The organism is Sneathia sp. DSM 16631 (genome assembly GCF_014892235.1).
GTDB lineage: Bacteria > Fusobacteriota > Fusobacteriia > Fusobacteriales > Leptotrichiaceae > Sneathia > Sneathia vaginalis.
The window spans coordinates 1-13298 of record NZ_JADBHL010000009.1; the positions used below are offsets into that span (position 1 = coordinate 1).

Consider the following 13298-nt stretch of genomic DNA (forward strand, 5'->3'; position numbering starts at 1 on the left):
CCAATCGCAATGGAACCAGGATTAAGATTTGCGATAAGAGAAGGTGGAAGAACAGTAGCTTCTGGAGTTGTTGCAAAGATAGATAAATAAGATACATTTAATAATGAAAACAAGTAGTGAGGGGGTTTTCCCCCTTTACTACACTCAAAGTAGGGAGGAAAAATTTTGGAAAATAAATTAAGAATACATCTTCAATCTTATGATCACAAATTGTTAGATCAATCTTCAAAGAAAATTGCTGATGTTGTTGCAAAAGCAGGATCTGAATTAGTTGGACCTATGCCTTTACCAACAAAGATAAAAAAATATACAGTATTAAGATCAGTACACGTAAACAAAGATTCAAGAGAACAATTTGAAATGAGAATACACAGAAGATTTATAGAAGTTAAAAATTCAAATCAACAATTGATGACAGCTTTAAGTAGTTTAAGTTTACCATCAGGTGTTGGAATAGAAATAAAGTAAGATATGTGTTAAAAGACACTTTGATACAAGTTGGATAGCCAACCAATATATTAAGGAGGATAATAAATGATATTAGGTAAAAAAATTGGTATGACACAAGTATTTGAAGACAAAAAATTAGTGCCAGTAACTGTAATAGAAGTAGCATCAAATTTTGTTGTTCAAATAAAGAAGGAAGAAAAAGAAGGATATAATGCAATTGCATTAGGATTCGAAGACAAAAGAGAAAAATTAGTAAATAAACCTGAAATGGGAGTTTTCAAAAAAGCAGGAATTACTCCAAAGAGATTCGTTAAGGAATTTCATGTTGCTTCAGTAGAAGGATATGAATTAGGTCAAGAATTGACAGCACAAACTTTATTAGAAGGTGTTGAATTCGTTGATATTCAAGGTGTATCTAAAGGTAAAGGTACTGCAGGTGTTATGAAGAGACATAACTTCGGTGGTAACAGAGCTACACACGGGGTTTCAAGAAACCATAGACTTGGAGGATCAAATGCAGGGGGTGCAGCATCTAATAGTAATGTACCTAAAGGTAAGAGAATGGCTGGAAGATTAGGAAATGAAAATGTAACAGTTCAAAATCTAAAGGTTGTAAACTTTGATAGCGAAAATGGTGTACTATTAGTTAAAGGTGCAGTTCCAGGAGCAAAGAATGGATACCTTGTAATTAAAAAGGCAATTAAAAAATAACGAAAGGAGTAAATGATGGCAGTTTTAAATGTATATAAATTAGATGGTTCTCAAAATGGAACTATTGAAATTAAAGATGAAATATTTAGTATAACACCTAATGTTAGTGTTATGCATGAAGTATTAACAGCTGAACTTGCAGAAGACAGACAAGGTAGTGCAAGTACAAAAAATAGAGCAGCTGTGTCAGGTGGTGGAAAGAAACCATTCAGACAAAAAGGAACTGGTAGAGCAAGACAAGGTTCTACAAGAGCTCCACACATGGTAGGCGGAGGTGTAGTTCACGGGCCAAAACCAAGATCATTTGAAAAGAAGATTAATAAAAAAGTTAGAAAGTTAGCTTTAAAATCAGCATTAGCTACAAGATTCCAAGCTGGAAATATTGTTGTTATTGATGAATATAGCTTAGAAGTACCAAAAACAAAGAGCTTTGTTGAATTTTCTAAAGCATTAGATATGGTTTCAAACAAGAAGTTGTTTGTTATAAACGACTTAGTAGAAGATAAGGACTATAACTTATTCTTATCAGTAAGAAATATTAAAGATACACAAATTTTATTACCAAATGAAATAAGTGTATATTGGTTATTAAAGAGTGAAAAATTAGTAATTACTAAGGAAGCACTTTTAAGCCTTGAGGAGGTGTTAGCATAATATGAATATATATGATATTATCAAAAAACCAATATTAAATACAGAAAAAGCTAGAGATTTAATGAATACTAATGAATATGTATTTGTTGTAGACAAAAAAGCTAACAAACTTCAAATAAAAGAAGCAGTAGAAAAATTATTTAAAGTAAAGGTATTATCAGTAAATACTTTAAATACAAAGCCTATAAAAGCTAGATCAAGAATGACAGTTTACACAATTTCTGGTTACAAAAAAGCTATTGTTAAATTAGCAGATGGTGAAAAAATTTCTGCTTATGAAATGTAAGAAAAAGCTAGTAATATAAAAATATTTATGATATAATAACAAGGTAAGGCAAAATTTTTTTTGCCTTGCACTGTTAAAAGACACACGAGACAGTGTGTGTTAAAAATTATAGGTTTAATAAACAAATTGGAAGGAGAAAAAATATGCCTATTAGAAAATTAAAACCGGTTACCAGTGGGACTCGGCATATGTCTATATTGGTTAATACCGAACTTGATAAGGTTAGACCTGAAAAAACTTTAGTAGAACCATTAAATTCTTCATACGGAATTGATAATTATGGTCATAGAACAGGAAGAAACAGACACAAAGGACACAAGAGATTATACAGAGTAATTGATTGGAAGAGAAATAAATTAGGAATTCCTGCTAAAGTAGCTACTATTGAATACGATCCAAACAGAACAGCTAATATAGCTTTATTACACTATGTTGATGGTGAAAAGAGATATATTTTAGCACCAAATGGATTAAAAAAAGGAGATATGGTTTTAGCTGGTGAATCAGCAGATATTAAACCAGGAAATGCAATGAAAATCAAACAACTACCTATAGGTACACAAATTCATAATATTGAATTAATACCAGGTAGAGGTGGACAAATAGCAAGATCTGCTGGAACATCTGCAAGATTAATAGCAAAAGAAGGAATATATTGCCATATTGAATTACCTTCAGGAGAATTAAGATTAATTCACGGTGAATGTATGGCAACAATAGGAGAAGTTGGTAATTCAGAACACTCACTAGTTTCATTAGGAAAAGCTGGTAGAAATAGACACTTAGGAAGAAAACCTCACGTAAGAGGATCAGTAATGAACCCTGTGGATCACCCACACGGAGGAGGAGAAGGTAAATCTCCAGTTGGTAGAAAATCACCAGTTACACCTTGGGGTAAACCTGCTCTTGGTAAAAAGACTAGAGGTAAGAAGAATAGTGACAAGTTTATCGTAAGAGGAAGAAAAAAATAAGTAGGATAATGAAATAAAGGAGGAAAAATGGCTCGTTCATTAAAAAAAGGACCTTTTGTAGATAGCTATTTACTAGAAAAGGTTAGCAAAATGGGAGAAAAGAAACAAGTTATTAAAACATGGTCTAGAAGATCAACAATATTCCCTGAATTTATTGGACATACTTTTGCAGTATATAATGGAAAGAAACACATACCTGTATATGTTACAGATGAAATGATAGGGCACAAATTAGGAGAATTTGCACCTACTAGAACTTTCTATGGACATGGAAAAGATAAAAAAGATATTAAGAAGAAATAAATAGTAAGCTAGCTATTTAGCTAGCTTAAAACTAATTTTGAAAGGAGTAATATATGTCAGCATATGCTAAATTACGTTACCAAAGACTAAGCCCACAAAAGGCAAGATTAGTTGCAGATATAGTAAGAGGAAAAGATGCATTATTAGCATTAAATATTTTAAAATTTACTAATAAAAAAGCTGCTCCACTAATTGAAAAAACATTAAAATCAGCAATTGCTAATGCAGAACATAATTTTGGAATGAATCCAGATAAACTATATATATCTAAAATATCAATTGATAAGGGACCAGTTCTTAAGAGAATGAATCCTAGAGCAATGGGAAGAGCAGATATTATAAGAAAGCCATTAGCACATATAACTGTAGAAGTTGAAGAAAGATAAGATATAGGAGGTAAATCTGTGGGACAAAAAGTAGATCCTAGAGGACTAAGAATTGGAATTATCAAAACATGGAATTCTAAATGGTTTGCACAAGGAAATGATTACTTAAATAATTTTCATGAAGATTTAAAGATTAAAGAATACATAAAGAAAAATTATTACCATGCAGGTATTTCAAAAATATTTATAGAAAGAAATTCTTTAACAGAATTAACTGTAATTATTGAAACTGCAAAAGCTGGAATTCTAATCGGAAGAAAAGGACAAGAAATAGAAGCTTTAAAAGCTAAATTAGAAAAATTAACTGGTAAGAAAGTTAATACAAAAGCATTAGAAATAAAGAACCCTAATAAGGATGCTCAATTAGTTGCAGAATCAATCGCAACTTCAATTGAAAAGCGTGTTGCATACAAACGTGCTGTACAACAAGCAATGCAAAGAGCTGAAAAATCAGGAGTTAAAGGAATAAAAGTTAAGGTATCTGGTAGATTAAATGGTGCTGAAATAGCAAGAAGTGAATGGACATTATCAGGAAGAGTACCTTTACATACTTTAAGAGCTGATATTGACTATGCAACAGCAACAGCAAATACAACTTACGGAGCTTTAGGTATCAAAGTATGGATATTTAATGGTGAAGTACTTCCAACAACAAAGGAAGGAGGAAACGAATAATGTTAATACCAAAGAGAACAAAATATAGAAAGCAATTTAGAGGAAAAATTGGAGGAATAGCAACTAAAGGTAATACAGTTGCATTCGGAGAATTTGGACTAGCTGCAAAAGAATTTGGATGGATAACATCAAGACAAATAGAAGCATGTCGTATTGCAATAAACAGAACATTCAAAAGAGAAGGTAAAATTTGGATAAGAATATTCCCTGACAAACCTTATACTAAGAGACCAGAAGGAACAAGAATGGGTAAAGGTAAAGGTAACACTGAAGGATGGGTTGCAGTAGTTAAAACTGGTAAGATCCTATTTGAAGTTGGAGGAGTTAAAGAAGAAACAGCAAAAGAAGCTTTAAGAAAAGCAGGACATAAATTACCTATAAAAGTTAAGTTCGTTAGAAAAGAAGTAGGTGGTGAAAACTAATGACAGCTAAAGAAATAAGAGAATTATCTAGTGAAGAACTATCTTCAAAAGTTAAAGAATTAAAGCTTGAATTATTTAATTTAAAGCTGCAAAAAACATTAGGACAATTGCAAGATACAGCTAAAATAAGAACAGTTAAGAGAGATATTGCAAAGATTAAAACTATCTTAACTGAAAAGAAATAGGAGGTTAGTTGTGGAAAGAAACGAAAGAAAAGTTAGAGAAGGTGTAGTTGTTTCTGATAAAATGGATAAAACTGTTGTTGTAGTAGAAGAAACAATGAAACTACATAAACTATATAAAAAGAGAGTAAAATTTTCAAAAAGATATAAAGCACATGATGAAAACAATGAGTGCAAAGTTGGAGATAAAGTAAGAATTATGGAAACTAAACCTTTAAGTAAGGATAAACATTGGAGAGTAGTTGAAATAATTGAAAAAGCTAAGTAGTAATTGAGAGGAGGAACTGTAGTGGTTCAACAACAAACAATACTAAACGTTGCAGATAATACTGGTGCTAAGAAAATTATGGTTATTAGAGTTCTAGGTGGATCTAAGAGAAGATTCGGAAGAATTGGTGATATAGTAGTTGCATCAGTTAAAGAAGCTATCCCTAACGGAAGTGTAAAAAAAGGTGATGTAGTTAAAGCTGTTATCGTTAGAACAAGAAAAGAAATTAGAAGACAAGATGGTTCATATATAAAATTTGATGACAATGCAGGTGTAATATTAACATCAACATTAGAAATCAAGGGAACAAGAATTTTTGGACCAGTAGCAAGAGAACTAAGAGCTAAAAACTTTATGAAAATAGTTTCATTAGCTCCAGAAGTACTTTAAGAAGGAGGATTAGGACGTGATCAAAACTAAAATAAAATCTGTTCCTAATAAATTACACGTTAAAACAGGAGATACTGTTGTTGTAATAAGTGGAAGATCAAATAAAGAAAAAAGAAGCGATAAATCCGAACAAATGGGAGATAAAGGTAAAGTTGGTAAAGTTTTAAAAGTTTTCCCTAAAACTGGTAAGATTATAGTTGAAGGTGTTAATATTAAAAAGAAACATTTAAAACCTACTCAAATGAACACACAAGGTCAAATTGTCGAAAGAGAAATGCCAATATTCTCATCAAAAGTTATGTTATGGGATGATAGTGCTAAAAAAGGTACTAGAGTAAAACATAAAGTTGTAGACGGAAAGAAAGTAAGAATTTCAGTAGTATCAGGAAAAGAAATATAGGAAGGAGGACACCAGATGGCAGACAAATATATTCCAAGATTACAAAAGAAGTATAATGAAGAAATTGTAGATACATTAGTTAAAGAATTAGAAATAAAAAATATGATGCAAGTTCCAAAGCTAGAAAAAATAGTAGTAAACATGGGAATTGGTGAAGCTGTTAACAATAGTAAGCTTATTGATTCAGCATTGAAAGAATTAGCACAAATAACTGGACAACAACCTTTACCAAGAGCTGCAAGAAAATCAGAAGCAGGATTCAAATTAAGACAAGGACAAAAAATTGGAGTTAGTGTTACTTTAAGAAAAGAAAAGATGTATGAATTCCTAGATAGATTAATCAGCATAGCTCTACCAAGAGTTAGAGACTTTGAAGGTGTTTCTTCAAAAGCATTTGATGGAAGAGGAAATTACACTTTAGGAATTAAAGAACAAATCGTTTTCCCTGAAATTGAAATCGATAAAGTAGATAAAGTTTTAGGATTAGGAATTACAATAGTAACATCAGCAAAAAATGATGAAGAAGGAAGAGCATTACTAAGAGCATTTGGTATGCCATTTGTAAAGTAGGAGGTGCAATAAATGGCTAAAGTAGCAATGGTTGAAAAGAACTTAAGAAGAGCTAGAACTGTTGATAAATATGCAAAGAAAAGAGCAGAATTAAAAGAAAGAATTAAAAAAGGTGACAGAGAAGCAGTACTTGAGTTACAAAAATTACCTAGAAACGCTTCACCAACAAGATTAAGAAATAGATGTAAGATAAACGGAAGACCAAGAGGATATATGAGAGAATTTGGAATTTCAAGAGTTATGTTTAGAAAGCTTGCTGGAGAAGGTTCAATACCTGGAATTACAAAATCAAGCTGGTAATATTCAATAAAGGAGGATAAAATGAATTTAACAGATCCTATTGCAGATATGCTTACAAGAATAAGAAACGCAAATGCTGCTAAACACGCAACAGTTGCAGTACCTTTTTCAAGAATTAAAGAAAGCATCGCAAATATATTAAAAAATGAAGGATATATAGTAGATTACGAAATCAAAGAAGAAGGAACTAAAAAAGATATAGTAGTTACTTTAAAATTCGTTGATGGAGAAGAAGTTGTTAAAGGGTTAAGAAGAATTTCTAAACCAGGAAGAAGAGTATATAGTTCAGTTGATAACTTACCAAAAGTATTAGGTGGGTTAGGTATAGCTATAGTATCAACACCAAAAGGTGTATTAACTGATAAAGAATGCAGAAAGCACAGTGTTGGAGGAGAAGTTCTTTGTTACGTATGGTAATAAAGACCAACATTGCGGAAATTAACGCTAAGGAGGAAATATGTCAAGAGTAGGAAACAAGCCTATTATACTGCCTAAAGGTGTTGAAGTTAAAAGAGAAGGTAACTTATTCACTGTAAAAGGGCCAAAAGGAACATTAACAAGAGAATTTTCAGATGTAATTAAAATTAATGTATTAGAAAATGAAATTACATTCGAAAGACCTAATGATGAACCAAAAGTAAGAGCATTACACGGAACAACTAGAGCAAATTTACATAATATGGTTGTAGGAGTAAGCGAAGGATTTACAAAGAAACTAGAATTAATTGGGGTTGGATACAGAGTACAAGCTAGTGGTAAAGGATTAACATTAGCATTAGGATATTCACATCCAGTTGAAATAGCTCCAGTTGAAGGAATACATTTTGTTGTTGAAGGAAATACTAAGATAACTGTTGAAGGTATTGACAGACAATTAGTAGGTCAAATAGCAGCAAATATTAGAGCAAAGAGACCGCCTGAACCATATAAAGGAAAAGGTGTTAAGTACGTTGATGAAATAATCAAGAGAAAAGAAGGTAAGAAAGGATAGGAGGTAGCTTTACTATGTATAAGAGAATAGATAGAAAAAGTTTAAGAGCAAAAAAACACAAAAGCATAAGAAATAAAGTTAGTGGAACAGCCGAAAGACCTAGACTTTCAGTGTACAGAAGTTTAAATAACATTTTTGCTCAAATAATAGATGATGTTAAAGGAGTTACTTTAGTATCTGCGTCAACAGTTGAAAAAGAAGGAAAAGTAGAAAAAGGTTCAAATGTTGAAGCTGCAAAAATTATAGGAGAAAGAATTGCTAAAAAAGCAATTGAAAAAGGAATTAAAAGTGTAGTATTTGATAGAAGTGGATATGTCTACACAGGAAGAGTTAAGGCTTTTGCAGATGCCGCAAGAGAAGCAGGACTTGAATTCTAAAGGATAAGGAGGATTTATTTTGGCAAAAGAAGTTAAGACTAATGAATACAAAGAAAGTCTTTTAAGAATAAGCAGAGTTTCAAAAACTGTTAAAGGAGGAAGAAGAATTTCATTCTCAGTATTAGCAGCAGTTGGAGACGGACAAGGTAAAGTTGGTATAGGATTAGGAAAAGCTAATGGTGTACCTGATGCTATAAAAAAAGCTATAGCTTCTGCAAAGAAAAACATGATAAAAGTATCATTAAAAGGTGGAACTATACCTCATGATCAAATTGGTAAATTTAATTCTACTTCTGTATTATTAAAACCAGCAACTCAAGGTACTGGGGTTATAGCAGGTTCAGCAACAAGAGAACTTCTTGAATTAGTTGGTGTAACTGATGTTCTAACTAAGATTAGAGGAGCTAGAAACAAAGATAATATAGCAAGAGCAACTTTAAATGGTTTATCAAAATTAAGATCATTAGAAGAAGTAGCTAGATTAAGAGGAAAGACAATAGACGAAATAATTAGATAGATTAGGGGGTAAAATTAATGTCTAAAGTAAGAGTAACACTTGTTAAAGGAATTAATGGAAGAAAACCTAATCATATCAAAACTGTGAAGGCACTTGGTTTAACTAAGGTTAACCAAACTGTTGAACACAATTTAACAGATGATATAAAAGGTAAGATTAAATTAGTTTCTTATTTACTTAAAGTAGAGGAGGTTTAATATCAAATGAATATAAACGAATTAAAACCTGCTGAAGGATCAAAAAAAGATAGAAAAAGAATAGGAAGAGGTCACGGAACTGGTTGGGGTAAAACAGCTGGTAAAGGACATAATGGTCAAAAACAAAGATCAGGTTCATTTGTTTCAGCTGGGTTTGAAGGTGGACAAATGCCTTTAGTAAGAAGAATACCTAAAAGAGGATTTACAAATGCTGCATTCAAGAAAGATATGATAGTATTAAATCTTAAAGATTTCGTTGATAAATTTGAAGATGGTGAAACAGTTTCATTAGAATCATTAATCGAAAAAGGTGTTTTAAAGAACCCTAGCTTCAGAACTAAATATACTGAAGAAGGATTAAAAGATAGACAATACACAAGTATTTTAAAAGTTATAGGTGTCTATGAAATAAATAAAAAATTAAAATTTGTTGTTGAAAAGATATCTAAGTCAGCTAAAGAATTAGTTGAAAAAGCTGGAGGATCAGTAGAATTATTAGAAATTAAATCTTACTCAAAGGTTGCTTCTAATAACAAAAAAGAAGACTAATTCAAGTAGTTAAGGAGTGATGTCATGACATTATCAGAAGCAATAATGAGTAGATTAAACTCTATCATTAAAGTTAGAGAGCTAAGAAGAAGAGTTACATACACTTTAATAATGTTTATGATTGCAAGAATTGGTGTTCATATCGCAGTACCAGGGATAAATATGGCAGCTTTTGGAAAAATTACAAGTAATCCATTAGCACAATTTCTAGACTTATTCTCTGGTGGTGCTATTCAAAGAGCATCAATTTTCTCTTTAGGTATTACTCCATACATTAATGCTTCAATTGTATTCCAATTATTAGGTGTTCTATACCCTAAAATTGAAGAAATGCAAAGAGAAGGTGGAAAACAAAGAGAAACAATAACACAATGGACAAGATATCTTGCGATTGGAATAGCAATAGTTCAATCAGCAGGTATTTCATTCATATTACAAGCACAAAGAATAGTAATAGAACCAGGATTTACATTCGTAATTTCAACAGTAGCGTTAATGACAGGTGGAGCTGCATTTCTTATGTGGCTATCTGAAAGAATATCTATAAAAGGTATAGGTAACGGTACATCAATGTTGATTTTCTTGAATATAGTAGCAAACTTACCACAAGTAAGTTTCAATATGACAAAGGGATTGAATGTAAGTACATACGGAAGAATATTATTAGCCTCTTCAATACTTCTATTTATCTTCATAATTGTCGTTATGGTCATAATCCAATTAGGAGAAAGAAGAATACCTATACAATATGTAGGTAAAGCAAGTAGAGGATTTGGACAAGGTCCAAGCAGTGTTGGTAAGAAAACATTCTTACCAGTTAAGATTAATACAGCTGGTGTTATGCCTATAATCTTTGCTTCAATGTTAATGGCAATACCTGGCCTTATTGTTACAGCAATAAAAGATCCAGTTAAGCATAAATATTGGGAAAAATTATTAGGTCAAACAGGATGGCTACATCTGTTAATAACAGCACTATTAATCATATTGTTCTCGTTCTTCTATACAGCTATAGTATTTGATCCAGATAAGATAGCTGAAAGTTTGAAGCAAAGTGGTGGAACATTACCATTAAAGAGAGCAGGAAGTGAAACAGCTGATTACCTAGAAGAAGTAGTAACAACTATAACTTATGGTACAGCAGTGTTCTTAGCAATATTAGGGATATTACCTAATATATGGTTTGGGTATATAGTAAATATGCCAGTTATGATTGGTGGTACAAGCTTAATAATCTTGGTTGGTGTTGCAGTTGAATTAATTCAACAAATAGATTCACACTTAGCAGTCAAGAAGTATAAAGGCTTTGTAAATAGCCATAGACCAAAAAGAGTGAAATAGAGAATAGATAAAAAAAATGGGACTTTGTCCCATTTTTATTTAATCTTTATACTTTATTTTTCTTCTTAATATTTGCTCAATAGTATTAGCTTCATCCATGTTTCTAACCTTTAGTATTTGTGATTTTCCATTGAAATAAATGACTTTAACTTCTTTGTTAGATTTTTCGATTTTTTGTAATTTTGGTATTTCAACTAATTTGTGGTTGAACATTAAATAGTTCATATTGTATATTGCAATACCTCTTTCTCTTATTGTATACCCATATACAAGACAAAGTAGAGAAACTGTTATGCATAAAACATAATGATCGGTATTTCTTAGGTATGTAATACTAAAAATGTAGAGTATTAAAAATAGTATATATGGTACTAATGATAGCTTTTTATACATACTTGATAAATTGTATATTTTAAAATCTTTACTTGTTTTATACAAGTTGTTTATAGTAACTAATCCTAATATTGGTTGTAGAAGTAGTATAAATATTAAAAGCATTGCAGTCAATTTATCTTTTGGATATATAATATATGAAGATAATAAAGACATGATAATTCTAAAAATTAGTGTAAATACATTTTCTATTATTCTTTTTTTCATATTTCTCCTTTCCTTTGTATTATATCACACAAAACGAATAATTTTATATACTGAAACTAAAAAAATAAAAAAAAGAAAAATATAGTTTTATGCTCAAAAACACTAGTAAAATTTTGCTGTATACAGAATATATGGTATAATTAAAAGAGTAAAAGGAGGATAAAAAAATGATGAAACGTCTATTTTTAATTTTGTTTTTACCATTTTTTTTAGCTTGTTCTAATTTTGGTGATGGTAAAACTATAAAAACAGCAATGCTTGTAGACATTGACAGCTTAAATCCATATAAATTTGTTGGAAGTTCAACTGAAGAAGTAATGTTTAATGTTTATGAAGGTTTAGTGAAACAAACGCCAGACGGTGAAGTAAAACCAGCAATTGCTAAAAGCTATAATATCTCTAGTGATGGACTAACATATACATTTGACATACGTGATAATGTGTATTTTCACAATAATACAAAATTAACACCAAGTGATGTTGTATTTTCTTTGAAAAAAATGAAAGAATTAGAATTACAACCTTCATTTAAAAATATTAAAGAAATAAAGTTGGAAGGTAATAAAGTTATACTACAACTAGAGAAAAAAGATGCATCATTAATTTATTATCTAATAACTCCTATAGTAGATGAACAAACATATAATACAATAGATAAAAAAGCTATAGGTACAGGTCCATATTATGTTGATACATATAAGAGGGAACAAAAACTTGTATTTAAAGCATTTGATAAGTATTGGGGAGAAAAACCTAATGTAAAGACAGTAAAAATAAGTATTATGCCAAATTCAGATACAGTCTTTATGAAGTACTTAAGTGGAGAATTAAACTTTATCTATACAGTAGATTCAAAAAGATTAGATGAAATAAAGGATAAAACAGTAATAAAGACACCTAGAAATATGCTATTCATATTAGGTATAAATAATAAGAAGTATGATAAGAATATAAGGGAAGCTTTAAATATTGCTGTTAATAGAGATGAAATAAATAAGAGTGTATTTAAAGGATTAGGAAAACTATTAGATAAAGATAGAACTGGTGATACAAGTGCATTAAAAGGAATGAAGTTCGAACTAAAAGTTCCAACTAACAACAGAATGTACACTGATACAGCACAAGTTGTTAAACAACAATTAGCTAAGGCTGGTGCAGATGTAAATATAGTTCCAATAGAATGGGCTAGTTGGTTACAAGATGTGTATACTAACAGAAACTATGAATTAACTCTAATAGGATTTACAGGTAAGTTAGATAAAGATGCAGTTTATAGAAGATATACATCAACTTACAAGAAAGATTTCTTGAACTTTAATGATAGTGAATACGATAATTTAGTAAAAGAAGCTAAGGTAACATTAGATATTAATAAGAGAAATGAAATGTACAATAAAGCATGGAACATCTTATTAAATGAATCAGCAAGTGTATTCATATTAGATCCAACAAATCTTGTTGTGTGTGACAAAAACATAAAAGGATTCACACCATATACAATATCATTTATAGATTTCTCAAAGTTAGTTATAGAATAAGAAAAAAATGCAACGTGAAATTTTGCGTTGCATTTTTTTATCTTTTGGGACATATTTTTGAACATAATATTGACAAAAAAATAAACATTTTGTATACTTATCTTAGATGATGCCGCTTTAGCTCATTTGGTAGAGCAACTGACTTGTAATCAGTAGGTGATTGGTTCGATTCCGATAAGCGGCACCATTTTTTTGTGGTTAAGTATTTAAAAATATTGTA

At 30.6% G+C, this 13298-nt stretch carries 25 protein-coding genes and 1 tRNA gene; 25 read left to right on the forward strand and 1 reads right to left on the reverse strand.

Translation table 11 applies throughout. The annotated features are described in order from the left end of the window. The 23 genes from IMK15_RS04365 to secY form a co-directional block, all read left to right on the forward strand. A partial coding sequence (locus IMK15_RS04365) for a hypothetical protein (protein WP_226869204.1) occupies positions 1 to 90 on the forward strand: 90 nt, incomplete at its 5' end. Positions 91 to 162: 72 nt separating this feature from the next. Then, positions 163 to 468 (forward strand): 30S ribosomal protein S10, encoded by a 306-nt coding sequence (gene rpsJ, locus IMK15_RS04370; protein WP_046328182.1) that lies wholly within the window; start codon positions 163 to 165, stop codon positions 466 to 468. A 66-nt stretch (positions 469 to 534) separates the two neighbouring features. Further along, positions 535 to 1161, forward strand: a complete 627-nt coding sequence (gene rplC / locus IMK15_RS04375; RefSeq protein ID WP_046328183.1) for a 50S ribosomal protein L3 — start codon at positions 535 to 537, stop codon at positions 1159 to 1161. Positions 1162 to 1176: 15 nt separating this feature from the next. Next, a complete protein-coding gene (gene rplD / locus IMK15_RS04380; protein WP_046328184.1) occupies positions 1177 to 1815 on the forward strand; it encodes a 50S ribosomal protein L4 in 639 nt (212 codons plus the stop codon). A gap of 1 nt (position 1816) precedes the next feature. Next, entirely contained in the window at positions 1817 to 2101 is a 285-nt protein-coding gene (gene rplW, locus IMK15_RS04385; RefSeq protein ID WP_046328185.1) for a 50S ribosomal protein L23, read from the forward strand. A gap of 143 nt (positions 2102 to 2244) precedes the next feature. Continuing rightward, entirely contained in the window at positions 2245 to 3072 is an 828-nt protein-coding gene (gene rplB / locus IMK15_RS04390; RefSeq protein ID WP_046328186.1) for a 50S ribosomal protein L2, read from the forward strand. A gap of 27 nt (positions 3073 to 3099) precedes the next feature. Continuing rightward, a complete protein-coding gene (rpsS, locus tag IMK15_RS04395; RefSeq protein ID WP_046328187.1) occupies positions 3100 to 3375 on the forward strand; it encodes a 30S ribosomal protein S19 in 276 nt (91 codons plus the stop codon). A gap of 53 nt (positions 3376 to 3428) precedes the next feature. Next, positions 3429 to 3761, forward strand: coding sequence for a 50S ribosomal protein L22 (gene rplV / locus IMK15_RS04400; protein ID WP_046328188.1), 333 nt, complete (start codon positions 3429 to 3431; stop codon positions 3759 to 3761). 18 nt (positions 3762 to 3779) lie between these two features. Further along, positions 3780 to 4436, forward strand: a complete 657-nt coding sequence (rpsC, locus tag IMK15_RS04405) for a 30S ribosomal protein S3 (protein ID WP_192942032.1) — start codon at positions 3780 to 3782, stop codon at positions 4434 to 4436. Beyond that, positions 4436 to 4858, forward strand: a complete 423-nt coding sequence (gene rplP, locus IMK15_RS04410) for a 50S ribosomal protein L16 (protein WP_046328190.1) — start codon at positions 4436 to 4438, stop codon at positions 4856 to 4858. Before rpsC ends, rplP begins: the two co-directional genes overlap by 1 nt. Continuing rightward, complete coding sequence (gene rpmC, locus IMK15_RS04415; RefSeq protein WP_046328191.1) at positions 4858 to 5043, forward strand: 50S ribosomal protein L29; 186 nt, start codon at positions 4858 to 4860, stop codon at positions 5041 to 5043. The genes rplP and rpmC overlap by 1 nt, the downstream gene beginning before the upstream one ends. Before the next feature lie 10 nt (positions 5044 to 5053). Then, positions 5054 to 5308, forward strand: coding sequence for a 30S ribosomal protein S17 (rpsQ, locus tag IMK15_RS04420; RefSeq protein ID WP_052727638.1), 255 nt, complete (start codon positions 5054 to 5056; stop codon positions 5306 to 5308). A gap of 21 nt (positions 5309 to 5329) precedes the next feature. Next, positions 5330 to 5698: a 50S ribosomal protein L14 gene (gene rplN / locus IMK15_RS04425; RefSeq protein WP_046328192.1), complete on the forward strand. Its 369-nt coding sequence runs from the start codon at positions 5330 to 5332 to the stop codon at positions 5696 to 5698. A gap of 16 nt (positions 5699 to 5714) precedes the next feature. Beyond that, positions 5715 to 6098 carry a 50S ribosomal protein L24 gene (rplX, locus tag IMK15_RS04430; RefSeq protein ID WP_046328193.1) on the forward strand — a complete coding sequence of 128 codons (384 nt, stop codon included), beginning with the start codon at positions 5715 to 5717 and terminating at the stop codon, positions 6096 to 6098. Positions 6099 to 6128: 30 nt separating this feature from the next. After that, positions 6129 to 6668 carry a 50S ribosomal protein L5 gene (gene rplE / locus IMK15_RS04435; protein WP_200893832.1) on the forward strand — a complete coding sequence of 180 codons (540 nt, stop codon included), beginning with the start codon at positions 6129 to 6131 and terminating at the stop codon, positions 6666 to 6668. A gap of 12 nt (positions 6669 to 6680) precedes the next feature. Beyond that, positions 6681 to 6968: a 30S ribosomal protein S14 gene (gene rpsN, locus IMK15_RS04440; RefSeq protein WP_046328195.1), complete on the forward strand. Its 288-nt coding sequence runs from the start codon at positions 6681 to 6683 to the stop codon at positions 6966 to 6968. A gap of 21 nt (positions 6969 to 6989) precedes the next feature. Continuing rightward, entirely contained in the window at positions 6990 to 7385 is a 396-nt protein-coding gene (gene rpsH, locus IMK15_RS04445) for a 30S ribosomal protein S8 (protein ID WP_046328196.1), read from the forward strand. Between the two features lie 40 nt (positions 7386 to 7425). Continuing rightward, positions 7426 to 7959 carry a 50S ribosomal protein L6 gene (rplF, locus tag IMK15_RS04450; protein WP_192942033.1) on the forward strand — a complete coding sequence of 178 codons (534 nt, stop codon included), beginning with the start codon at positions 7426 to 7428 and terminating at the stop codon, positions 7957 to 7959. A 14-nt stretch (positions 7960 to 7973) separates the two neighbouring features. Continuing rightward, positions 7974 to 8336: a 50S ribosomal protein L18 gene (rplR, locus tag IMK15_RS04455; RefSeq protein ID WP_046328198.1), complete on the forward strand. Its 363-nt coding sequence runs from the start codon at positions 7974 to 7976 to the stop codon at positions 8334 to 8336. A gap of 19 nt (positions 8337 to 8355) precedes the next feature. Next, entirely contained in the window at positions 8356 to 8853 is a 498-nt protein-coding gene (gene rpsE / locus IMK15_RS04460; RefSeq protein ID WP_046328199.1) for a 30S ribosomal protein S5, read from the forward strand. A 17-nt stretch (positions 8854 to 8870) separates the two neighbouring features. After that, positions 8871 to 9050: a 50S ribosomal protein L30 gene (gene rpmD, locus IMK15_RS04465; protein ID WP_046328200.1), complete on the forward strand. Its 180-nt coding sequence runs from the start codon at positions 8871 to 8873 to the stop codon at positions 9048 to 9050. 6 nt (positions 9051 to 9056) lie between these two features. Beyond that, complete coding sequence (gene rplO, locus IMK15_RS04470; RefSeq protein WP_046328201.1) at positions 9057 to 9599, forward strand: 50S ribosomal protein L15; 543 nt, start codon at positions 9057 to 9059, stop codon at positions 9597 to 9599. A 24-nt stretch (positions 9600 to 9623) separates the two neighbouring features. Beyond that, on the forward strand, positions 9624 to 10940 hold the full coding sequence (gene secY, locus IMK15_RS04475; RefSeq protein ID WP_046328202.1) for a preprotein translocase subunit SecY: 1317 nt from the start codon (positions 9624 to 9626) through the stop codon (positions 10938 to 10940). 39 nt (positions 10941 to 10979) lie between these two features. Here the strand turns inward: secY and IMK15_RS04480 are convergent, their stop codons facing one another. Next, positions 10980 to 11540: a hypothetical protein gene (locus IMK15_RS04480; protein ID WP_046328203.1), complete on the reverse strand. Its 561-nt coding sequence runs from the start codon at positions 11538 to 11540 to the stop codon at positions 10980 to 10982. A 167-nt stretch (positions 11541 to 11707) separates the two neighbouring features. Here IMK15_RS04480 and IMK15_RS04485 point away from each other — a divergent pair, with 167 nt between their 5' ends. Together IMK15_RS04485 and IMK15_RS04490 are read left to right on the forward strand one after the other, a co-directional pair. Further along, positions 11708 to 13078: an ABC transporter substrate-binding protein gene (locus IMK15_RS04485; RefSeq protein WP_192942034.1), complete on the forward strand. Its 1371-nt coding sequence runs from the start codon at positions 11708 to 11710 to the stop codon at positions 13076 to 13078. 111 nt (positions 13079 to 13189) lie between these two features. Beyond that, positions 13190 to 13265 (forward strand) — tRNA-Thr (locus IMK15_RS04490). Positions 13266 to 13298: the final 33 nt, after the last annotated feature.

Coding starts and splice junctions, on each gene's coding strand:
- rplO (WP_046328201.1), top strand. CDS start 9,057: ATGAATATAAACGAATTAAAACCTGCTGAAGGATCAAAAAAAGATAGA.
- rplP (WP_046328190.1), top strand. CDS start 4,436: ATGTTAATACCAAAGAGAACAAAATATAGAAAGCAATTTAGAGGAAAA.
- IMK15_RS04480 (WP_046328203.1), bottom strand. CDS start 11,540: ATGAAAAAAAGAATAATAGAAAATGTATTTACACTAATTTTTAGAATT.
- rpsS (WP_046328187.1), top strand. CDS start 3,100: ATGGCTCGTTCATTAAAAAAAGGACCTTTTGTAGATAGCTATTTACTA.
- rplB (WP_046328186.1), top strand. CDS start 2,245: ATGCCTATTAGAAAATTAAAACCGGTTACCAGTGGGACTCGGCATATG.
- rplC (WP_046328183.1), top strand. CDS start 535: ATGATATTAGGTAAAAAAATTGGTATGACACAAGTATTTGAAGACAAA.
- rpmD (WP_046328200.1), top strand. CDS start 8,871: ATGTCTAAAGTAAGAGTAACACTTGTTAAAGGAATTAATGGAAGAAAA.
- rplD (WP_046328184.1), top strand. CDS start 1,177: ATGGCAGTTTTAAATGTATATAAATTAGATGGTTCTCAAAATGGAACT.
- rplW (WP_046328185.1), top strand. CDS start 1,817: ATGAATATATATGATATTATCAAAAAACCAATATTAAATACAGAAAAA.
- secY (WP_046328202.1), top strand. CDS start 9,624: ATGACATTATCAGAAGCAATAATGAGTAGATTAAACTCTATCATTAAA.
- IMK15_RS04485 (WP_192942034.1), top strand. CDS start 11,708: ATGATGAAACGTCTATTTTTAATTTTGTTTTTACCATTTTTTTTAGCT.
- rplR (WP_046328198.1), top strand. CDS start 7,974: ATGTATAAGAGAATAGATAGAAAAAGTTTAAGAGCAAAAAAACACAAA.
- rpmC (WP_046328191.1), top strand. CDS start 4,858: ATGACAGCTAAAGAAATAAGAGAATTATCTAGTGAAGAACTATCTTCA.
- rpsN (WP_046328195.1), top strand. CDS start 6,681: ATGGCTAAAGTAGCAATGGTTGAAAAGAACTTAAGAAGAGCTAGAACT.
- rpsH (WP_046328196.1), top strand. CDS start 6,990: ATGAATTTAACAGATCCTATTGCAGATATGCTTACAAGAATAAGAAAC.
- rplV (WP_046328188.1), top strand. CDS start 3,429: ATGTCAGCATATGCTAAATTACGTTACCAAAGACTAAGCCCACAAAAG.
- rplF (WP_192942033.1), top strand. CDS start 7,426: ATGTCAAGAGTAGGAAACAAGCCTATTATACTGCCTAAAGGTGTTGAA.